This window comes from Nonomuraea sp. MG754425 (assembly GCF_021699195.1).
Taxonomy (GTDB): Bacteria; Actinomycetota; Actinomycetes; order Streptosporangiales; family Streptosporangiaceae; genus Nonomuraea.
In genome coordinates this window covers 16,186-35,914 of the sequence record NZ_SSXE01000065.1, presented here as the reverse complement: position 1 = coordinate 35,914, position 19,729 = coordinate 16,186, and the positions used below count along the sequence as shown (strand labels likewise).

The 19,729-nt window shown below is 73.2% G+C and carries 18 protein-coding genes; 2 read left to right on the top strand and 16 right to left on the bottom strand.

What is annotated here, in order from left to right:
• Nucleotides 1-20 precede the first annotated feature (20 nt).
• From FAF44_RS22740 to FAF44_RS22725, 4 genes are read right to left on the bottom strand one after another with little or no spacing between them, the layout of a single operon-like run.
• Nucleotides 21-2,636 carry an alpha-L-rhamnosidase gene (locus FAF44_RS22740; protein WP_237105245.1) on the bottom strand — a complete coding sequence of 872 codons (2,616 nt, stop codon included), beginning with the start codon at nucleotides 2,634-2,636 and terminating at the stop codon, nucleotides 21-23.
• Between the two features lie 8 nt (nucleotides 2,637-2,644).
• Nucleotides 2,645-3,472, bottom strand: a complete 828-nt coding sequence (locus FAF44_RS22735) for a carbohydrate ABC transporter permease (RefSeq protein ID WP_237105244.1) — start codon at nucleotides 3,470-3,472, stop codon at nucleotides 2,645-2,647.
• Nucleotides 3,469-4,422 carry a carbohydrate ABC transporter permease gene (locus FAF44_RS22730; RefSeq protein ID WP_237105243.1) on the bottom strand — a complete coding sequence of 318 codons (954 nt, stop codon included), beginning with the start codon at nucleotides 4,420-4,422 and terminating at the stop codon, nucleotides 3,469-3,471. Before FAF44_RS22730 ends, FAF44_RS22735 begins: the two co-directional genes overlap by 4 nt.
• The gene (locus FAF44_RS22725; protein WP_237105242.1) at nucleotides 4,416-5,723 is read right to left on the bottom strand and encodes an ABC transporter substrate-binding protein; all 1,308 of its coding nucleotides are present in this window, start codon (nucleotides 5,721-5,723) and stop codon (nucleotides 4,416-4,418) included. Before FAF44_RS22725 ends, FAF44_RS22730 begins: the two co-directional genes overlap by 7 nt.
• 203 nt (nucleotides 5,724-5,926) lie before the next feature.
• Here FAF44_RS22725 and FAF44_RS22720 point away from each other — a divergent pair, with 203 nt between their 5' ends.
• Nucleotides 5,927-6,967 carry a LacI family DNA-binding transcriptional regulator gene (locus FAF44_RS22720; RefSeq protein ID WP_237105241.1) on the top strand — a complete coding sequence of 347 codons (1,041 nt, stop codon included), beginning with the start codon at nucleotides 5,927-5,929 and terminating at the stop codon, nucleotides 6,965-6,967.
• Between the two features lie 184 nt (nucleotides 6,968-7,151).
• Here the strand turns inward: FAF44_RS22720 and FAF44_RS22715 are convergent, their stop codons facing one another.
• The 11 genes from FAF44_RS22715 to FAF44_RS22665 form a co-directional block, all read right to left on the bottom strand.
• On the bottom strand, nucleotides 7,152-8,009 hold the full coding sequence (locus FAF44_RS22715; protein WP_237105240.1) for an NPP1 family protein: 858 nt from the start codon (nucleotides 8,007-8,009) through the stop codon (nucleotides 7,152-7,154).
• 68 nt (nucleotides 8,010-8,077) lie between these two features.
• On the bottom strand, nucleotides 8,078-9,214 hold the full coding sequence (locus FAF44_RS22710) for a hypothetical protein (protein WP_237105239.1): 1,137 nt from the start codon (nucleotides 9,212-9,214) through the stop codon (nucleotides 8,078-8,080).
• A gap of 172 nt (nucleotides 9,215-9,386) precedes the next feature.
• The gene (locus FAF44_RS22705) at nucleotides 9,387-10,046 is read right to left on the bottom strand and encodes a TetR/AcrR family transcriptional regulator (RefSeq protein ID WP_237105238.1); all 660 of its coding nucleotides are present in this window, start codon (nucleotides 10,044-10,046) and stop codon (nucleotides 9,387-9,389) included.
• 46 nt (nucleotides 10,047-10,092) lie between these two features.
• Nucleotides 10,093-10,371 carry a hypothetical protein gene (locus FAF44_RS22700; RefSeq protein ID WP_237105237.1) on the bottom strand — a complete coding sequence of 93 codons (279 nt, stop codon included), beginning with the start codon at nucleotides 10,369-10,371 and terminating at the stop codon, nucleotides 10,093-10,095.
• Nucleotides 10,368-11,462 (bottom strand): 4-carboxymuconolactone decarboxylase, encoded by a 1,095-nt coding sequence (pcaC, locus tag FAF44_RS22695; RefSeq protein ID WP_237105236.1) that lies wholly within the window; start codon nucleotides 11,460-11,462, stop codon nucleotides 10,368-10,370. The genes FAF44_RS22700 and pcaC overlap by 4 nt, the downstream gene beginning before the upstream one ends.
• Entirely contained in the window at nucleotides 11,462-12,733 is a 1,272-nt protein-coding gene (locus FAF44_RS22690) for a lyase family protein (protein WP_237105235.1), read from the bottom strand. Before FAF44_RS22690 ends, pcaC begins: the two co-directional genes overlap by 1 nt.
• The gene (gene pcaG / locus FAF44_RS22685; protein WP_237105234.1) at nucleotides 12,720-13,247 is read right to left on the bottom strand and encodes a protocatechuate 3,4-dioxygenase subunit alpha; all 528 of its coding nucleotides are present in this window, start codon (nucleotides 13,245-13,247) and stop codon (nucleotides 12,720-12,722) included. The genes FAF44_RS22690 and pcaG overlap by 14 nt, the downstream gene beginning before the upstream one ends.
• Nucleotides 13,244-13,984, bottom strand: a complete 741-nt coding sequence (gene pcaH / locus FAF44_RS22680) for a protocatechuate 3,4-dioxygenase subunit beta (protein WP_237105233.1) — start codon at nucleotides 13,982-13,984, stop codon at nucleotides 13,244-13,246. Before pcaH ends, pcaG begins: the two co-directional genes overlap by 4 nt.
• Nucleotides 13,985-13,988: 4 nt before the next feature.
• Nucleotides 13,989-15,137 (bottom strand): thiolase family protein, encoded by a 1,149-nt coding sequence (locus tag FAF44_RS22675; RefSeq protein ID WP_237105256.1) that lies wholly within the window; start codon nucleotides 15,135-15,137, stop codon nucleotides 13,989-13,991.
• A gap of 8 nt (nucleotides 15,138-15,145) precedes the next feature.
• Nucleotides 15,146-15,775 carry a CoA transferase subunit B gene (locus FAF44_RS22670; protein WP_237105232.1) on the bottom strand — a complete coding sequence of 210 codons (630 nt, stop codon included), beginning with the start codon at nucleotides 15,773-15,775 and terminating at the stop codon, nucleotides 15,146-15,148.
• Complete coding sequence (locus tag FAF44_RS22665; protein ID WP_237105231.1) at nucleotides 15,772-16,551, bottom strand: CoA transferase subunit A; 780 nt, start codon at nucleotides 16,549-16,551, stop codon at nucleotides 15,772-15,774. The genes FAF44_RS22670 and FAF44_RS22665 overlap by 4 nt, the downstream gene beginning before the upstream one ends.
• A gap of 180 nt (nucleotides 16,552-16,731) precedes the next feature.
• On the opposite strand from FAF44_RS22665, the gene FAF44_RS55885 reads away from it, so the two are divergent.
• Nucleotides 16,732-18,312, top strand: a complete 1,581-nt coding sequence (locus FAF44_RS55885) for an IclR family transcriptional regulator C-terminal domain-containing protein (RefSeq protein ID WP_308193361.1) — start codon at nucleotides 16,732-16,734, stop codon at nucleotides 18,310-18,312.
• Between the two features lie 106 nt (nucleotides 18,313-18,418).
• Here FAF44_RS55885 and FAF44_RS22650 read toward each other — a convergent pair whose 3' ends face one another.
• Entirely contained in the window at nucleotides 18,419-19,714 is a 1,296-nt protein-coding gene (locus FAF44_RS22650; protein WP_272894873.1) for an FAD-binding oxidoreductase, read from the bottom strand.
• Between the last annotated feature and the right edge of the window lie 15 nt (nucleotides 19,715-19,729).

Below are 19,729 nucleotides of genomic sequence, written 5' to 3'. Positions count from 1 at the left end.
GCACCCGGGTCCTCGGGCCGTCACCCGCCGGTCAGCTCGCCCCGCGGCGACCGGTAGGGCCCGGTGAAGGTGTGGGTGCCGGGCCCCGCCTCGGCCGGGACCGCCCCGGCGTACGGCAGGTCGATCTCGGCGCTCGCGCCGGGCGGGACGGTGACGGTGACGGTGAGGTCGGCGTCGGTCCTGGTCCACGAGACGGCGGCGCGGCCGTACGGGGTGTCCAGGGAGGCGGAAGCGGAGGTGAGGCCGCCGCCTGGACGCGGGGCGACGCGCAGCCGCCGGTAGCCGGGCGCGGCGGGCGCGAGCCCGGCGACCGTGCGGTGCAGGAAGTCGGCGACCGCGCCCAGGGCGTAGTGGTTGAAGGAGGTCATCTCGCCCGGGTTGACGCTCCCGTCGGGCAGCATGCTGTCCCAGCGCTCCCAGATGGTGGTGGCGCCCATCGTCACCGGGTACAACCACGAGGGGCACTCGCGTTGCAGGAGCAGCCGGTAGGCGGTGTCGTACGCGCCGGTCGAGCAGAGCGCGTCACAGACGAGCGGGGTGCCGACGAAACCGGTGCCGATGCGGTGGCCGTCGGCGGCGACGAGTTCGGCCAGCCGCCGCCCGGCGCGTTCCCGTTGGTCGAGCCCGTCGAGCAGGTCGAAGGCCAGGGCGAGGGCGTAGGCCGTCTGGGTGTCGCAGGCCAGCCGCCCGCTCGGGGTGACGAACTCGCGGCCGAACGCCTCCCGCACGGCGGTGGCGAGCGCGGTGTAGCGGGCGGCGTCGGCGTCGTGGCCGAGCAGCGCCGCCGTCTCGGCCAGGACGCCGGCGGTGTGCGCGTGGTAGGCGGTGGCGACGAGCGCGTGGTCGGTGCGGGACCGGCCGGGGTCGTCGGGGGGCGCGGCGGGGTCGAGCCAGTCGCCGAACTGGAAGCCCTCGTCCCACAGGTGGTCGTCGCCGGTCAGGGAGGCGATCTGGTCCACCCACGCCGTCATGCTGGGGTACTGGCGGCGCAGCAGGCCGAGGTCGCCGGTGCGCTGGTAGAGCGTCCACGGGACGACGACGGCGGCGTCGCCCCAGGCGGCCGTGGGGCCGACCCATCCGGTGCCGGGGTTGCCGTCGAACAGCCCCGGCAGCCACGGCACGAACGGCGGGACGGTGCCGTGCGTGTCCTGCTCGGCGGCCAGGTCGGCGAGCCAGGAGGTGAGCGGCCCCGCGCTGTCGTAGAGGAAGGCGGCGGTGGGGGCGAAGACCTGGATGTCGCCGGTCCAGCCGAGCCGCTCGTCGCGCTGGGGGCAGTCGGTGGGCAGGTCGGCGTAGTTGCCGCGCAGGCTCCACACGACGTTGTCGTGCAGGCGGTTGAGCAGCGGCTCGGAGCAGGTGAAGGCGCCGGTCGGACGGAAGTCGGTGTGGCAGACGACGGCCTCGACGTCGCCCTCGTCCAGCGGGCCGGGCCAGCCGGTCAGCTCGGCGTAGCGGAAGCCGTGCAGGGTGAAACGGGGCTCGAAGGTCTCCGGGGCGGCGTCGCCGCGCAGCGTGTAGCGGTCGGTGGCGGCGGCGTGGCGCAGCGGGCGCACGCTGAGCGCGCCGTCCTCCAGCACTTCGGCGTGGCGCAGGGTGACGGTGTGGCCGGCCGGCCCCTGGACGCGGATGCGCAGCCGGCCGGCGAGGTTCTGGCCGAAGTCGAGGATGGTCTCCCCCGACGGGCCGGTGAGCACCTTCTGCGGGCGCAGCGTCTCGGTGCGGCGCACGGGCGGCCCTGACGGGGCGACGAGCACGGACGGGTCGTGCCCGAGCGCGTCGGCGGGCAGCCAGGCGGAGTCGTCGAAGCCGGGCGCGGACCAGCCGGCGGGCTCCAGACGGGCGTCGTGGGCCTCGCCGTCGTACAGGCCGGTGGCGGTGACCGGGCCGGGAGCGCAGCGCCAGCTCCCGTCGGTGCCGACGACGGCGGTGCTGCCGTCGGCGTAGGTGATCTCCAGTTGGGCGATGAGCGCGGTGCGGTCGCCGTAGCTGTTCGTCCGGCCGCCGTTGAAGCCGAAGCGGCCCCGGTACCAGCCGTCGGCGAGGGTGGCGCCGACGGCGTTGGGGCCCTCACGCAGCAGGGCGGTGACGTCGTGGGTGCGGTAGCGCAGCCGCCGGTCGTAGGCGGTCCAGCCGGGGGCGAGCACGTCGTCGCCGATGACGACGCCGTTGAGTTCGGCCTCGTACAGGCCGTGCGCGGTGACGTACAGGCGGGCGCGGGCGACGGGTCCCTCGATGGTGAACTCGCGGCGCAGCAGGAGGGCGGGGCCGTCGGGCGGGCCGAGCAGGGCCGGTGGCGGCGCGGCGGCCCCGGCGCTCCAGTCGGCGGGCCGGAGCAGGCCGGCCTCGGCCCACGACCAGTCGCTCCAGCCGGAGGCCGAGCCGTCCGCGCCGTGCACGCGGACGCGGGCGGAGCGACGTTCGCGCGCGGCCAGCGCCGGGCCGGGCCACGGGACGAGCACCGACTCACCCGACTCGACCCGGCCGGTGCTCGTGCCGTCGCCGAACTCGATCTCGTAGCCGGCCTGCGACCAGCCCGGGAGGTCGGTGGTGACGGTCCAGGACAGGCGGGGCGCGCTCTCGCCGATGCCGAGCGGCTCGCGGTGGTGCTCGTACCTGAGGGGTGTGACGTGTAGCAAGGCGCTCCTTAGCCCTTGATGGCGCCGTCGGTCATCCCGGCGACGATCTTGCGGTTGAAGAAGACGAACATCAGCAGCGGCGGGATCGTGATGAGCACGATGTCCATGAACAGCAGGTTCCACTGGGTGCTGTACTGGCTCTGGAAGTTGTAGAGGGTCACCTGCACGGTGGCGTTGTCGTCGCCGGGCAGGAAGTACAGCGGGTTGACGAAGTCGTTGAAGACCGCCACCGACGTGGTGAGGATCACGGTGATGGTGACCGGCCGCAGCAGCGGGAAGATCACCCGGAAGAACAGCCGCAGGCCGCCGCAGCCGTCGATCAACGCGGCCTCGTCCAGCTCGCGCGGGATGGCCGCGACGAACGCCCGGTACAGCAGCACCGCGTACGACATGCCGAACGCCACCTCGACGAGGATCAGCCCCGGCAGGGTCTTGAACAGCCCGAGCGCCTGGAGCATCCAGATGGTCGGCACGATCGCGGGCGGGATGATCAGACCGGACAGCACGAGGAAGTTGGCCAGCGCCCCCACCCGGCCGGCGCGGCGTTGCAGCACGAAGCCCGCCATGGCGGCGAACACCACGATCAGCGCGACCGAGGCGACGGTCAGGACGGTGCTGTTGACGTAGGCGCGCAGCAGCACGTAGTCGCGGGCCTCGATGACCTCCAGGACGTTCTGGACGACCGGCCAGTTCACCGGCCAGGCGAAGTCGAGGTCCTCGGCCTGGGACTCGTCCTTGACGGCGGTCAGCAGCATGAAAGAGAACGGCACCAGGAACACGACGCCGGCCACGACCAGCGCGATCCCCTCGGCCCCCAGGCGCTTGAGCGTTCTCACAGCGCCACCTGCCTTCGGCCCAGGAACCAGGTGAGGGGCACCATGATCGCGGTCACGACCACGAACAGGATGACGTTCCCGGCGGTGGACAGGCCGAAGAAGCCGGCCTGGTACTGCTTGTAGATGATCGAGGCGATGGTGTCGCTGGTGAAGCCGGGGCCGCCGCGGGTCATCGTCCAGATCAGGTCGAACGAGCGCAGCCCGCCGATGAACGACAGCACGATCACCGAGTACGTGGCCGGCCAGCTCAGCGGCAGCGTGACGTGCCGGAAGCGGTGCCAGGCGGTGCCGCCGTCCACGCTGACGGCCTGGTAGTAGTCGGGCGGGATGGACAGGATGCCCGCGATGTAGATCACGGTGGCCAGTCCCACCCCTTTCCACACGTCCACCAGCGCCACCGACAGCAGGGCCGTGTTCGCGTCGCCGAGCCAGTCGGGGCCGTCCACGCCCACCAGCGCGAGCGTCCTGTTGACCAGCCCGGTGTCCGGGCGCAGCAGCACCGAGAACGTGATCCCGACCGCGACGGTGCTGACCAGCACCGGGAAGAACACCACCGAGCGCAGGAAGCCCCGCAGCCGCAGCCTGGAGGTGAGCAGCACGCCGAGCAGCAGGCCGAGCACCACCTTCAGCCCGCTGGTCAGCACCGCGTAGAAGAGGGTGTTGCGAAAGCCGATGCGCAGGTTCTGCTCGGCGAAGAAGTCGAGGAAGTTCTGCAGGCCGACGAACGTGCTGTCGAACAGGGTCCAGCGGGTCAGCGCGAAGTAGAACGCCAGCACCGTCGGCACCAGGAAGATCACGACGTACACGATGGCGGCCGGCAGGTAGAGCGCGTACGGGTAGGCCGCGCCCGCCTTGCGCCGCGCCTGCCCGGCGGGCCCCGGCCGCCGCCCGGAGCCGCCGGCCCCCGTGTCCGCACGGGGTCCGGCGGCCCGTTTCGAGCCGGTCACCATCCGGCGAGCCCCAACTGCTTGGCCTGCTTGTCCACGTCCTTGTCGTACTGGGCGGCGCCTTCGGCGGGCGGCGTCAGCCCCGAGCCGACCGCGACCGTGATCTGTTCCAGCGACGGGCCCTTGACCGGTGACAGGAACTCCAGGGCGGGCGCGGTGGCGCCGGAGTCGATGAGGGTCTGCAGGTCCTTGGCGACCTGGATGGCGTCGGGCGGCAGCGTCGCGCCCTTCACCCGGTAGGGGCCGGTCGGCGCGGTGGCGGCGGTGAGCGCCTGCGTGCCGGCCGGCGAGGCGATGAAGGCGAGGAACTTCTTGACCTCGGCGGGATGCTCGGTGGTCCTGGCCCCGTAGGCGGCGCCGGGCTCCCAGATGGTGGCGCCGGGGCGGGTGGCGTTCTCGCCGGGGATGCCGAAGAAGCCGATGTCGGTGGCCGCCTGCGGGTGGTCCGCCAGCATCGGCGGGAGCACGAACGTGAGCACCGGGTAGTGCGCGCCCTTGCCGTCCACCAGCAGTTTGAGGCCCTGGTCGAGGGTCATCGAGCCGAAGCCCTCGTTCAGGTAGCCCTTGCCGTGCACCTCGGCCAGCTTGTTGAACCCGGCCGTGGCGGCGGGCGTGCCGGCGAACTTGACCTTGTTGGCGGTGTAGTCCTGCGCGAAGCCGGGGACGGCGTTCTGCACGTTGTGGAAGTCGCCCAGCACGAAGAGCTGGGAGGTCCAGCTCTCCTTGAACGTGGAGATCACCGGTACGAGGCCGGCCGCCTTGATCTTGTCGTCGTTGGCGATGAACTCGGCCCAGTTCTTGGGCACCTGCAGCCCGAGGTCGGCGTAGATCTTGCGGTTGTACAGGATGCCGCCGCCGCCCGCGGTGCCGACGGGCACGCCGTACACCTTGCCGCCCTGCGTCACCACCGGCAGGAAGGAGTCCTGGACGTCCTTCAGCACGGGGTCGCCGGTCAGGTCGATCATGGTCTGGGAGGGATTGAGCGCCTGGAGCAGCGAGCCCGAGTTGTACCAGAACACGTCGGCCATGTCCCCCGTGGACAGCCGGGTCTTGACGATGTTGTCGCCTTCGGTGCCCTGCGGCCGGGTCTCGGTGTCGATCCTGATGGCCGGTTCGGCCTTCTGGAAGGCGTCCACGACGGCCTTGGCCTGGGCGATGGTGGTCTCTTGGTTGTCGATCAGGAGGGACAGGGTGACGGTGCCGGGTGAGTCGGACGTGCCGCCTCCGGCGCCGCCGCAAGCGGTCAGGATGAGGAGTCCCAGTGCGGCCGCCGCCGCGCCAAGCCCGCGATGGAAGCGTTTCATGACGCCCTCCGGGGGGGTTTGCTTGAAACGTTTTAATAACCCCGATGCGAGTTAACGTAAACGTCACGAGCGAGCGCGTCAAGACACAGAACGGGCAACGTTGCCCATGCCTCATCCCCGCCCAGGCATTGCCAATCGGCCCGGCCGCAGGCATCGTTGCTCACATCGGGGCGCGGACCTCCACACTCGGGAAGGCGGGAGACATGGCCGTGCGCGAGCCTCGGCGCCGGGTCACCATCGCGGACGTGGCCCGCCACGCCCAGGTGTCCACCACCGCCGTGTCCAAGGTGCTGCGCAACGCCTACGGCGCCAGCCCCGCCATGCGCGACCGCGTCAAGGCCGCCATCGAGGAGCTGGGCTACCGGCCGCAGGCGGCGGCACGGGCGATGCGGGGCCGCACGTTCACGATCGGCGTGCTGATCCCGCACGTGCGCAACCCGTTCTTCGCCGACCTCCTCGACGGCATCGGCGAGCAGCTCGGCGGCACCGACTACCAGGCGATCCTCGTCCAGGGCGGCGGCACCGACCTCGGCGCGGAGGCGCGGGCGATCGAGGCGCTGGTGGACCGGCAGGTCGACGGCATCCTCATGATCGCGCCGATCACGCCGAAGGCGCGGCTGGAGGAGGTGGCCCGCTGGATGCCCACGATCGTGATCGGCCGGCACGAGCGCTCCACGATCTACGACGCGGTGTTCGACGACGACGACGCCGGCACCGAACTCGTCGTCAGGCACCTGATCGAGCTGGGCCACCGGCGCATCGGGCACATCTCGCAGCGCAACTTCGGCCGGGGCAGGCCCGCCGCGCTGCCGCACCTGACCAGGGCGGAGACGTACCGGCGGGTGATGCGCGAGCACGGGCTCGGCGACGGCATCGACGTCGTCACCACGACCTGGACCGAGGAGGGCGGCCACGCGGGCACCGTGGAGCTGCTGTCGCGCTCCCCCAGGCCGACGGCCGTCTTCGCGGGCGCCGACCAGCCGGCCTTCGGCGCGCTCTCCGCCGTCCACGAGGCCGGGCTGCGCGTGCCGCAGGACGTGTCGATCGCCGGGTACGACGACACGCGGATGGCGGCGATGGCCAACATCTCGCTCACCAGCGTCGATCAGGACGGCGCGCTCATGGGCCGCACGGCCGCGCGGCTGCTCCTCGAACGTGTCGAGGGCCGGACGGCGGCGATGCGCTTCTCGGTCACCCCGGTGCTGGTGGCCCGCCGCTCGACCGGCCCCGCCCCGACCGGCTGACCCGTCCACCCGAGGGTCGCCGGCCGGCCGATCAAGTTAGCGCAAACATCAATGACGGTTTCCGGCCATCCGTTGCCGGGCCATGGACGGCCGGGCCACGGACAGCGTCTTTAGGATCGCCCGGCGGCGGGTCGCCGGAGCGGCCGGGACGCGCGGAGGGGTCCGCCGCGCGGCCCGGGAGCGCTCAGGCGCGGGGGTCGAACGGGATCGCGGCCGGCTTGGCCTTGGCGAGGGCGTCGGCGAAACGCCCGTTGACCAGCTTGAAGGTGGCGGCTCCGAAGTCGGCCCCGACCAGCTTGGCGCGCGTCCCCGCCGGGTAGTTCTTCCAGCCGATCAGGCGGCCGAGCTGCCAGCGTCCCTGGTGGTTCTCCGGGGGCTCGTCGCCGCCGCCGAGCTTGGCGAAGCGGAAGGCGTGCGTGCTGGGCCCGTCCTTGTGGTAGACGATCTTGGGGTGACTGGCCATCCAGGGCAGCTCCGGGGCGATGTGCAGCTCGTAGCCGGTGTGCTGGGAGACCGAGACGTAGTGGGCCTTCTGCTCGTGCACCCACACGATGATGTGCTCCCAGTCGTGCCGGTGCCCGGAGCCGTTGGTCATGCCCGTGAGCGGGTTGTAGACGGGATTGGCGCTCATGTCCTTCTGGAAGTAGTACGCGTACATGTACGCGCACCAGCCGTTGTTGCACTTCGCGCGGGAGTAGACGTTCGTCGCGCCGAGGCGGTTGCGGTTGCGGCAGTCGCTGGTGAGGGTGCCGGCGTTGACCGGCAGCCCCGGGTTGATCTTGCCGTTCGCCCAGATGGCGGGGACGTTGTAGCAACTGTCGGTGTCGAAGTCGAGCGCCGGCTGCCACTTGCGGTCCGGCACCGGGACCGTACCGACCGGCGTCAGGGCGGCGGGCAGCCGGACGGTCGGCTGCAGGGGGTCGGCGTACGCGTTCGCGGGGGCGGCCAGCAGGCTCAGCGCCAGTGCCGAGGCGCCGAGGACGGCGAGCGTCCGGCGCCCGGGTGCGGCCGGTGAAGGCGCGGATCGGTAGGTGTCGGTCACGGGTTTCTCCTGTCAACGAGGGGGTTTCCCTCAACGAGGGACGTACAGGAAGAGCGACGTGCGCGGAGCTACCCGGCCTGCAGGGCGCGGAAGTCGGCGAACCAGGGGCTGCGGCCGGGCAACTGGCCGCGCGGCTGCACGGTGTGGCGCGCGTAGACGCTGTTGAGCAGCCACGGGTCCTTGCCGGGACCCCAGTTCTGCACCATCAGGGAGTCCTGCTTGAAGGCGTAGGTGGCGACCGCCAGGCGTCCGGTGCCGCGGTACATGCTCATGAAGTTGCGCAGGAACGCCGAGTGGTTGGCGAACCACGGGCAGCCGCGCAGGAACTCGGCCCACTTGGCCTCGGGGAACGGCTTGTCGATGGCGGCCTTGACGACCTGCCAGACCTTGGTGTCCGGGGCGAGGCCGTACTTGGTGCGGAACGCGGCCGGGGCCGGGTCGGTCATGTGCTGACGCCAGAGCGGGGTCAGGGAGAACTCGGTGGCCAGGAACGTCTGGCCGGGGCGCATCTTCGGCAGGATGTAGTCGAGGAACGCCTGGGCGGCGCGGGGCCCGGGCACGTGCGGGTGGATGTCCACGCCCTGGATGGCCGCGGTCTCGCGGACGAAGGTCATCCAGCGCGCGGCGGCGGGAGTGCGCCGCTCGGCCAGGTCGATGCGGTTGAGCGCGCCCATGTAGAGCTGGGTGCGGCAGGACGCGCCGCAGCGGTTCTTCCGGAACTCGATCACGCGCCTGGCGACGGTCTCGTAGAAGACGTTGAGCCGCTGGTCGCGTTCGGCGGGCAGGCTCTCGATGAACGGCTCGTTGCCGATGGTCAGGATGTCGGCCTTGCCCATGACGGCGGGCAGGACCTTGTCGACCCTGGCCAGTTCCGCCTTCATCTGCGCGCTGCCCGGCGCGGGGAACGACTTGGCGTTGTAGGGGAACTTCAGGCTCAGGATCGTCTTGTAGCCGTGTCCGGACGTCTGGGTGACGGTGCGGATCGCGACGTGGGCGGCGGGGGCTCCGTCGTCGGCGGCCGGCATCGGGAAGAAGCCCCGGACCCATGTGACGCCGGCCTCGGCCAGTTCGTCGTAGTCGAGCGCGTCGAGGTTCTGGTTGAAGTTGGCGCCCAGCGCCCCGGGGGCGAGGGCGGCCGCGGGCTGTCCTGTCTCGGCGGTGGCCGGGGATGGCGATAACGGTGGTAAGACCACCGCCGCGGTCAACGCGGTGATTGATAGTCGCCGAAGCATGCAGTCATGTTTGCGCTAACTCAATCACGCTGTCAACGGATGTGACCCAAGAGGGTCAGGAGACCTCAGTGAAACCGGACGACCCGGCGAAGACCCCCGTCGGACACGATGGCCCGCCGCCGGGACGTGCACGTGACGCGGGCGCTCAGCCGCGCGGCGCGCCCTTGCCGCACAGGTAGCCCACGACCATCTCGCCCACCATCCGGCGCTGCCGGTCGCGGTGTTCCGCGGCCGTCATGTCGCGGCCGAACAGCGCGCCGAACGTGTGCTGGTTGGCCACCCGGAAGAAGCAGAAGGCACTGATCATCATGTGCACGTCGATGGCGTCGGCCTCGGTGACGAAGTCGCCGGACGCCTGCCCGGCGTCGAGGATCCGGGAGATCAGGTCGAGCACCGGCGTGCCGAGGTTGGCCAGGACCTCTGACTTGCGGATGTGCTCGGCCTGGTGGATGTTCTCGATCGCGACGAGCTGGATGAACTCGCGGTGCGCGTCGTGGTGGTCGAAGGTCAGCTCGGCCAGCGTGCGGATCGCCTCGACCGGCGCGAGGTGGTGGACGTCGACCGTGCGCTCGACGGCCCGCACCTCGGAATACGCCTTCTCCAGCACGGCGACGTAGAGCCGCTCCTTGCTGCCGAAGTAGTAGTAGATCATGCGCTTGGTGGTGCGCATGCGGGCCGCGATCTCGTCCACGCGCGCGCCCGCGTAGCCGTAGCGGGCGAACTCGCGCTGGGCGACCTCAAGGATCTCCGCCTTCGTGCGGTCGGCATCCCGCTGGCGTTCGCTGGTGGCGGGAGGAGAGGTCATTCGCTCATCATAGGCTGGCCCGCGCACGGGACGGCGGGCCGGAGCCTCAGAACGGACAGTCGGCCTGCTGCGTGGCGAGCGTGATCCAGCGGGTGTCGGTGAAGGCGTCCAGGGCCCAGCGCCCGCCGAAGCGGCCGTAGCCGGACGCGCCGAAGCCCCCGAACGGCGCCTGCGCGGCGTCCACGGCCGGCCTGACGTCCTCGACGCCGACCGCGGCCACCGTGGCGTACACCTCGCCGGTGGCCGGGCCGACGACCCGGGGCGTCCGGCCGGGGACGGCGGGCACGGACGTGCCGCCGATCAGCAGGTCACGGGTGAGCGTCATGAGCGCTCCTCCTCGGTCAGTACGCGCTGGGCGACGGCGAACGCGGCGTTGGCCGCGGGCACCCCGCAGTAGACGGCGCTCTGCAGCAGCACCTCGCCGATCTCGTCCGGGGTCAGCCCGTTGCGGAGCGCGGCGCGTACGTGCATGGCCAGCTCGTCGAGGTGCCCGCGGGCGACGAGCGCGGTGAGCGTGACGCAGCTACGGGTGCGCCGGTCGAGCCCGGGGCGGGTCCAGATCTCGCCCCAGGCGTAGCGGGTGATGAAGTCCTGGAAATCCCTGGTGAAGGGCGTGGTGCGGGCCGCCGCGCGATCCACGTGGGCGTCGCCGAGCACCTCGCGCCGGACCCGCGTGCCGGGCAGCTCGGGCAGGTGGGCGAGCAGCGCCCGTACGACCTGCTCCGGCCGGTCGGCCGGGGCCAGATGCGCGGCGCCGGGGATCTCGACGAGCGCGGCCCCCGGGATGCCGTCGGCCAGCTCCCTGGCGTGGGCCGGCGGCGTCGCGGGGTCCTCCCGGCCGGCCACCACCAGGGTCGGGACACTGATCTTCGCCAGCTCCCCCCGCAGGTCGTACCCGGCCAGGGCCTCGCAGCAGCCGGCGTAGCCCTCGGGGTCGGCGGCGGCCAGGTCGTCCAGCAGGTCCTGGTGCGGCGGGCCGGCGAACCAGCGGCCGGCGGTGCTCTCCAGCAGCGCGGCCGTGCCCCGCGCGCGGACCAGCCGGGCCCGGTCGTGCCAGCTCTCCGGGTCGCCGAACCTGGCGCTGGAGCAGATCAGGGCCAGGGAGCGCAGCCGTCCCGGATGGCGGACGGCCAGCGTGGCGCCGATCGCGCCGCCGATGGAGACGCCCGCGTAGTGGAAGGTGTCCAGCCCTTCGGCGCGCGCCACGTCCAGGACCAGGGCGGCGAGTTCCTCCATGGTGCGCGCCCGGAGCGGGGGCGAGCCGCCGTGGCCGGGCAGGTCGAACCTGAGCACCCTGAACGTGCGGGCCAGCTCCGCCAGCAGGGGGTCCCACAGGCGGGTGGAGGTGCCGAGCGACGGGGCGAGGACGAGCGGCGGGCCCTGTTCCGGGCCGTCCAGCCGGTAGTGCGGGAGCATCAGTGCGGTGCCTTGTCTCGGTGGTGGGCGAGTGCGCGGTCGACGAGGGCCGCGGCCGGGCCGGGGTCGCCGGGGACGGCCAGGTTGGCGCGCATGCGGCCAGGGTGCACGCGCAGGTCCGCGATCAGCTCGGCGGCGTCGCGGGCGGCGCCCGCCACCAGGCGCAGGGCCTCGCGCAGCGGCTGCCACTCCGCGTGCCAGGCGCCGGACGGGCGTTCGTCCTCGGCGACGAGTGCGGCGTACAGGACGGCGGCCAGCGGCGGCACCTGGCGGGCGGCGGCGGCGATCATCGTGGCCCGGACCGGGTTGTGCTTGTGCGGCATCGACGAAGAGCCGCCGCCGACGCCCTCGGACAGCTCGCCGATCTCGGTGCGCGACAACGTCAGCACGTCGGCCGCCGTCTTGCCCAGCGCTCCGGCGGTGAACGCCAGCGCTCCCGCCAGGTCGGCGACGGGCGCGCGCAGGACGTGCCACGGCAGCACCGGCGCGGCCAGGCCCAGCTCGGCCGCGAACCGGCCGGGCAGACTCAGCACCACCTCATCCCCCGTCGGCCACGCTCCGGCCGAGCCCTCGCCGCCCGCCGATTGCGCCCCGGCCTGGCTCTCATCGTGCGCCGGCCGCGCTTCGGCCGGGCTCTTGTCGGGGGGCGGTACGGGTGGGCGGAAGGCGGCGAGGGTGCCGGCCGCGCCGCCGAGCTGGGCGGGCAGGGCGGCGCGGGCGGCGGCGAGCCGGGCGCGGGCCCCCGCGGCCAGCTCGTGCCAGCCCGCCGCCTTGAGCCCGAACGTCGTGGGGACGGCCTGCTGGGTGAGCGTCCTGGCGGCCATCGGGGTGTCGCGGTGCCCGGCCGCCAGCGCGGCGAGGTCGTCGGCCAGCCGGTCGAGGTCGGCCAGGACCGGGCCCAGCGCGCGGTGGGCGACGAGCATGAGGGCGGTGTCCATGATGTCCTGGCTGGTCGCACCCCGGTGCACGTACGCGCCGCCGGGGCCGGCCGCCGCGCGCAGGTCGTGCACCAGGGGGATGACCGGGTTCCCGCCCGCGCGGGCCCGCGCCACCAGGCCCGGCAGGTCGAACGCGGCGGCGCGGGCGGCGGCCGACACCGCCCGCGCCGCCTCGGCGGGCACCAGGCCGAGCGCCGCCTGCGCGCGGGTCAGCGCGGCTTCGGCGTCCAGCATGGCCTGGAGCACCGCGACGTCGCCGGTCGTCCCGGCCGCGCCCCGCATCGGGGACAGCAGGCCGAGATCGGACTGCGGCTCGGGATCAGCCGAAGTCAAGGAAGACCGTCTCCTTCTCTCCCTGGAGGTGGATGTCGAACCGGTAGACCCCCTCGCGCTCCGGCGTCGCCACCAGCGTGCGCCGCCGCTGCGCGGGCAGCGCGTCGAGGAAGGCGTCCGGCCCGAGGTAGATGCGCGTGTAGAGGTGGTGCAGCAGGCCGCGGGCGAACACGCACACGCTGATGTACCCGTTCCCCGGCACGACCGTGCGCAACGCCCAGTGGCCGTCCTGGTCGGTGGGGACCCGGCCGAAGCCGGTGAAGCGCAGGCCGTCGCGGCCGAGCACGGACCCGTCGGTGGGGTCGCGGCGCAGCGTGCCGGGCGATCCGGCCAGCGAGCCGTGCTCGTCGGCCTGCCAGAACTCCAGCAGCGCGTCGGGCACCGGGTCGCCGGCCCCGTCGTAGACGTGACCGTGCACGCCGATCCCGCCGGACGCGAGGTCACCGCCGCCGGGGAAGGGCAGCGCGTAGCCGTAGAACGGGCCGACGGTCTGGGAGGGGGTGGGGTGGTTCATCGGCCTTCCTCCATCCACGTCCCGGCGGGCCCGTCGAGGACGATGTCCCACCGGTAGCCGAGCGAGTACTCCGGCTCGGACAGCTCGTGCACGTACCCGGCCACCAGCCGCTGCCTGGCGCTCTCGTCGGTCACCGACTGCATGATCGGGTCGTACGGGAACAGCGGGTCGCCCGGGAAGTACATCTGGGTCACCAGCCGCTGCGTGAAGGCGGTGCCGAAGAGCGAGAAGTGGATGTGCGCCGGCCGCCAGGCGTTGAGGTGGTTGCGCCACGGGTACGGGCCGGGCTTGATCGTGGTGAACAGGTAGCCGCCGTCGTCGCCGGTCAGGCAGCGTCCGACGCCGGTGAAGTTGGGGTCGAGCGGGGCCGGGTGGTCGTCGCGCTGGTGCAGGTAGCGGCCGGAGGCGTTGGCCTGCCAGATCTCGACGAGCTGCCCGCGCACCGGACGGCCCTGACGGTCGAGCACCCGCCCCCGCACGGTGATGCGCTCGCCCAGCGGCTCCCCGGGGTGCTGCTTGGTGAGGTCGTTGTCCAGCGTGGTCACGTCGGTGACGCCGAAGACCGGCCCGGACAGCTCGGCCGCGTCCGGGTCCTTGACCACGACGAGCGGCCGGTGCGGGTGGCGCAGCAGCGTGCTGCGGTAGGGGGCGTAGTCGCGGGCGGGGTGCTCGCCGTGCTCTCCGGCGCGCGCCGCGATCTCCTGGTCGATGTCGGCCTGCTTGAGGGGTTCGGACATCACGCTACCTTTCGAGTACGACGGCCAGTCCCTGGCCGACGCCGATGCAGAGACAGGCGAGGCCGAGGCCCGAACCGGCGGCGGCCAGCCGGTGGGCCACCGCGCCGGTGACGCGGGCGCCGGAGGCCCCGAGCGGGTGGCCGATCGCGATGGCGCCCCCGTCGGGGTTGACGATGGCGGGGTCGAGGTCGGGCAGCTCGGCCAGGCAGCCGAGTGCCTGCGCGGCGAACGCCTCGTTCAGCTCGGCGGTGTCGAGGTCGGCGAAGCTTTTGCCCGCTTTGGCCAGTGCCCGTCCGGCCGCCTCGACCGGGCCGAGCCCGAAGTAGCGCGGCTCCAGCGCGCTGACGCCGCCGGCCACGATCCGGGCCAGCGGCTCGCGCCCGCGCAGGCCGGCCTCGTCGGTCAGCAGCAGCGCGGCGGCCCCGTCGTTCAGCGGGGAGGAGTTGCCGGCGGTGACGGTGCCGCCGTCCTTGCGGAAGGCGGGCTTGAGCCTGGCCAGCGCATCGAGGGAGGTGTCGTGGCGGATGCCCTCGTCGCGGGTGACGCCGTCGAGCGGCACGATCTCGCGCTCGAACGACGCCTTGGCTGCCTTCTGGTGGCTGACCAGCGCGTACGCGTCCTGTTCGGCCCGGGTGATCCCGTGCTTGTCGGCGATCAGCTCGGCCCCCTCGCCGAGCGCGACGGTGTGCGTGGCGGGCATGCGCGGGTTGACCAGCCGCCACCCGAGCGTCGTGGAGACCAGTTCCTGCCCGCCCGCCGGGAAGGCCCGGTCCGGCTTGGGCAGCACCCACGGCGCGCGGGTCATCGACTCGACGCCGCCCGCGATCACGGTCGAGGCGTCGCCGAGCGCGATGGCGCGGTAGGCGTGCAGGACGGCCTCCATGCCGGAGCCGCACAGGCGGTTGACGGTCACGCCCGGCGTGGTGATCGGCAGGCCGGCCAGGATCGCGGCCATGCGGGCGACGTTGCGGTTCTCCTCGCCGGCGCCGTTGGCGTTGCCGAGCACGACCTCGTCGGCGGCCTCCAGGCCGGTGCGCTCGGCCAGGGCCGCGACGACGTGCGCGGCCAGGTCGTCCGGGCGGATCCCGGACAGGGCCCCGCCGTAGCGGCCGAACGGCGTGCGGACGGCGTCCACGACGTAGACGTCCTTGATGCCCGAGCTCATGCGATCACCTCCGCGTCGGTGCGGTCGCGCACCTGTTCCAGGCTGACGTCCGGCGCCCGCTCGACCAGCGCGAGCCCGCGCTCGGTGACGTCGAAGACGCCGAGGTCGGTGACGATCCGGTGGACGCACTTCTTCCCCGTCAGCGGCAGCGCGCACTCCTTGACGATCTTCGGGGAGCCGTCCTTGGCGTTGTGGTCCATGATCACGATGACCCGGCGGGCGCCGTGCACCAGGTCCATGGCGCCGCCCATGCCCTTGACCAGCTTGCCGGGGACCATCCAGTTGGCCAGGTCGCCGCGGGCCGAGACCTGCATCGCGCCCAGCACGGCCACGTCGATGTGCCCGCCGCGGATCATGCCGAACGACAGCGAGGAGTCGAAGAACGACGCCCCGGGGAGCACGGTGACCGTCTCCTTGCCGGCGTTGATCAGGTCGGGGTCCACCTCCTCCGCCCGCGGGTACGGGCCGACGCCGAGGATGCCGTTCTCCGAGTGCAGCACTACGTCCACGCCCTCGGGCAGGAAGGACGGGATGCGGGTGGGCAGGCCGATGCCGAGGTTGACGTAGTCGCCGTCGCGCAGCTCGGCCGCGGCGCGGGCGACCATCTCGTCGCGGGTCCAGCTCATGCGGTGTCGGTCCCTTGCGCCTGAGGGGTGGAGATCGTGCGTCGTTCGATGGACTTGTCGGCGGCCTGCTCGGGGGTCAGCACCAGCACGCGCTGGACGAAGACGCCGGGCAGGTGCACCTCGTCGGGGTCGAGCTCGGTCAGCTCCTCGACCTCGGCGACCGTGACCCGCCCGGCCATGGCGGCCAGCGGGTTGAAGTTCCTGGCGGCCTTGTGGAAGGCCAGATTGCCGTGACGGTCGCCCCTGGCGGCGCGGACCAGCGCGAAGTCCGTGCGGATGCCGTGTTCGAGCACGTACTCGCGGCCGTCGAACTCCCGCACCTCCTTCGGCGGCGAGGCGAGCGCGACGGAGCCGTCGGGGTGGTGGCGCAGCGGCAGGCCGCCGTCGGCGATGGGCGTGCCGACGCCCGCCGGGGTGTAGAAGGCGGGGATGCCGCTGCCGCCCGCGCGCAGCCGCTCGGCCAGGCTGCCCTGCGGGGTGAGCTCGACCTCCAGCTCGCCGCCCAGGTACTGGCGGGCGAACTCCTTGTTGTCGCCGATGTAGGACGCGGTGACGTGGGCGATGCGGCGGGCCGCCAGCAGGACGCCCAGGCCGCCGCCGTCCACGCCGCAGTTGTTGGACACGACGGCCAGGCGGGTCGCGCCGGTCTCGTAGAGGGCCCGGATCAGCACATTGGGGATGCCGCTGAGGCCGAAGCCGCCGACGGCGAACGACGCGCCGTCGTGCACGCCGGCCAGCGCCTCCGCGGCCGTGGCGACCACCTTGTCTCTGCGCACGACGCTCCCGTCCGTGATGTGTTCGCTCTGCGAACTTTTGTTCACTATGATGTCTGTCCAGTATGTGTACGGGTGGGCGGGCTGTCAAAGGTCCGTCCGGTGGTGTGCGGCGTCGCCGGGCGGCGCTCGTCGCCCACATGAGAGAGCACCCGGCGTCGTACGTCGCCGTAGGAGGAGCCCATGGAAGCGGCCGGAACCCTTGAGCGCGGGCTCGCCGTGCTGCGCGCGCTGACCGCCGATCCGCGGCGGCCCGCGCGCGCGACGGACCTGGTCCGCGCCACCGGCCTGGCCAGGTCCACCGTGGACCGGGTGCTGGGGACGCTCACGCGCCTCGGCTACGCGCGGGCCGAGGGCCGCGACGTGCTGCCCGCGCCGCGCCTGATGGAGCTGGGCGAGGCGTACCTGGCGGGCGGCGGGCTGCGGGACGCGCTCGCGCCGCTCGCCGGGCGGCTGGCCGACGAACTGGACGAGTCGGTGTCGCTGGCCGTGCGGGACGGCGACGGGGTGCGGTTCATCGTGCAGTTCACCCGGCGGCGCACCATGTCGGTCACCTTCCGGGTCGGCGACCTGCTGCCCGCCGACCGCTGCGCGGCCGGCCTGGCCCTCCTCACCCCGCCACCACCTGCCCCGGCGCCCCCTGACTCGCCCTCGCATGACTCGACCCCACCCGACACGGCCCCGTCCGGCTCGGTTCCGTCGTGGGCTGAGGATGATCAGCTTGTCGAGCCCGGTCTGATCGCCGTCGCGATGCCCGTGCGGGACGGGACGGGGCGGGCCGTGTGCGCGGTCAGCGTCGTCAGCCACACCAGCAGGCACACCGCGGCCGGGCTGCGCGAACACTGCCTGGGCGCGCTGCGCGCGACGGTCGCGGAGATGGAGGCCACGCTGGCCGGGGAACGCCCCGCCGCCGCGCGGCCGGTCCCCGCCCCACCGGCCGATCCCTCCCGGGCCGCCAAGCAGGAGCTGGGGATGGGGTTCCTGCAGTCACTGGCGCGTGGGCTGGCCGTCATGGCCGCGCTCGGCACGGCCCCGGGCGGGCTGACCCTCGCCGACTGCGCCAAGGTCACCGGCCTGCCCCGGGCGACCGTGCGGCGGGCGGCCCAGACGCTGGAGCGCCTCGGCTACGCCGCCGCCGACGGGCCCCGCTTCGTGCTGCTGCCCCGGGTGCTGGAACTCGGCTACGCCCACCTGTCGGGGCTGACGTTCGGCGAGATCGTCCAGCCGCACCTCGCCGACCTGGTGGCGCGGGTGCGCGAGTCGGCGTCGGTGGCGGTGCTGTCCGGCGACGACGTGCTGTACGTGGCCCGGGTGCAGACGGTCAGCCTCATGAGCATCAACCTCACGGTCGGCACCCGGCTGCCCGCGTACGCGACGTCCATGGGGCGGGTGCTGCTGGCGGAGCTGCCCGACGAGCGGCTGGCCGCGATCGAGCCCAGGCGGCTGTCGTCCAGGACCGTCACCTCGGCGGCGGAGTTGCGGGCCCTGCTGCGCCAGGCCGCCGCCGACGGGTACGCCCTCGTCGATCAGGAACTGGAGGAGGGGGTGCGGTCCGTCGCGGTGCCGGTGCGCGACCGGTCAGGACGCACGGTGGCGGCGGTGAACGTCGCCACGCACGCCGGTCGCGCCTCCAACGCCGCGCTGCTGCGCGACGTCCTGCCCGAGCTCAGGGAGACGGCGGCGCGCATGGAGGCCGACCTCGCCCACGCGCACGCCGCGATCGACGGCCGCCTCCCCGCCACGCTCAGGACGCCAGGACCGTGACGGCGGCGGCCAGGTAGAGGCAGCCGCCGACGGCCACCGCGACGTCATGTGCGCCGTCTACCGCCGCACCGGCCGCCTGGCGGGCTCGGCGCTGCCCTGATCGCCGTCAGATGACCTTGCCGGGGTTGAAGATCCCGGCCGGGTCGAGGGCGGACTTGATCGCGCGGTGCAGCGCCAGCACGTTGTCGCCCAGTTCGGCGTGCATGCCGCGCTTCTTCAGCAGGCCGACGCCGTGCTCGCCGGTGACGGTGCCGCCGAGCGCGACGGCGTCGTCGAGGATCGACTCGAACGCCCGCTGCGCCCGTTCGCGGGCCTCGTCGTCGCCGGCCGGGACGACGATGAGCGGGTGCAGGTTGCCGTCGCCGGCGTGCGCGATGTTGGCGATGTGCACGTCGTGCGCCGTCGCGTGGGCCTCGATGCGGGCGAGCATCTCGGGCACCAGCCCGCGGGGCACGCACACGTCCTCGGTCAGCACCGGCCCGAGCCGTTCCAGCGCGGGGTAGGCCAGCCGCCGGGCGGCGAACAGCGCCTCCGCCTCGTCCGCGTCGGTCGAGCGGGTGCTGAACGTCGCCCCGGCCCGTTCGAAGCAGTCCTGGAGGGCGGCGGCCTCCCGCTCGTCGCCGGTGTCGACGCGGCCGAGCAGCAGGACGTCGCCGAGGTCGGCCAGCCCCATGTTCTTCCAGTCGTCCACGGCCCGCAGGCAGTAGCGGTCCACCAGTTCCAGCGCGGACGGCGTGATCCCGGCCCGCGCCACCGCCGCGACGCCCTCGCCCGCGGCGACCAGCGAGTCGAACGCTCCGACGACGGTCTTGGGCGGGCTGTCCGGCAGCCGGAGCAGCCGCACGGTGATCTCGGTGATGACGCCCAGCGTGCCCTCGGAGCCGACGAACAGGCCGGCCAGGTCGTAGCCCGCCACGCCCTTCCTGGTGCGGCGGCCCAGCGTGACCTGCTCTCCCCTGCCGGTGACGGCCTTCAGGCCGAGCACGTAGTCGCGGGTGACGCCGTACTTGACGCAGCACACGCCGCCCGCGTTCGTGGCCGTGTTGCCGCCGATGGTGGACCAGGGGGAGCTGGCGGGGTCGGGCGGGTACCACAGGCCGTGCTCGGCGGCGGCGGCCCGCAGGCGGTCGTTGACCACGCCCGGCTGCACGACGGCGAGTTGCTCGGCGGGGTCGATCTCGATGATGCGGTCCATGCCGTCGAGGGCCAGCAGCACGCAGCCGTCCACGGCGTTGGCCCCGCCGGACAGGCCGGTGCCGGCGCCGCGCGGCACGATCGGGACGCCGTGCTCGGCGCAGGCGGCCACCACCGCGCGCACCTGGCCGGCGTCCCGGGGCCGGACCAGCGCGAGCGGCGTGCCGGCCGGCGCCCAGGCGGCCTGGTCGCGGGCGTGGGCGGCCATGACGTCGGGGTCGAG

Excerpts from the sequence above, each read along its gene's own strand:
- FAF44_RS22650 (WP_272894873.1), bottom strand. The coding sequence starts at position 19,714 with ATGGCCGCCCACGCCCGCGACCAGGCCGCCTGGGCGCCGGCCGGCACG.
- FAF44_RS22670 (WP_237105232.1), bottom strand. The coding sequence starts at position 15,775 with ATGAGCTGGACCCGCGACGAGATGGTCGCCCGCGCCGCGGCCGAGCTG.
- FAF44_RS22730 (WP_237105243.1), bottom strand. The coding sequence starts at position 4,422 with ATGGTGACCGGCTCGAAACGGGCCGCCGGACCCCGTGCGGACACGGGG.
- pcaG (WP_237105234.1), bottom strand. The coding sequence starts at position 13,247 with ATGAACCACCCCACCCCCTCCCAGACCGTCGGCCCGTTCTACGGCTAC.
- pcaH (WP_237105233.1), bottom strand. The coding sequence starts at position 13,984 with ATGTCCGAACCCCTCAAGCAGGCCGACATCGACCAGGAGATCGCGGCG.
- FAF44_RS22700 (WP_237105237.1), bottom strand. The coding sequence starts at position 10,371 with ATGACGCTCACCCGTGACCTGCTGATCGGCGGCACGTCCGTGCCCGCC.
- FAF44_RS55885 (WP_308193361.1), top strand. The coding sequence starts at position 16,732 with ATGGAAGCGGCCGGAACCCTTGAGCGCGGGCTCGCCGTGCTGCGCGCG.
- FAF44_RS22720 (WP_237105241.1), top strand. The coding sequence starts at position 5,927 with ATGGCCGTGCGCGAGCCTCGGCGCCGGGTCACCATCGCGGACGTGGCC.
- FAF44_RS22705 (WP_237105238.1), bottom strand. The coding sequence starts at position 10,046 with ATGACCTCTCCTCCCGCCACCAGCGAACGCCAGCGGGATGCCGACCGC.
- FAF44_RS22725 (WP_237105242.1), bottom strand. The coding sequence starts at position 5,723 with ATGAAACGCTTCCATCGCGGGCTTGGCGCGGCGGCGGCCGCACTGGGA.
- pcaC (WP_237105236.1), bottom strand. The coding sequence starts at position 11,462 with ATGCTCCCGCACTACCGGCTGGACGGCCCGGAACAGGGCCCGCCGCTC.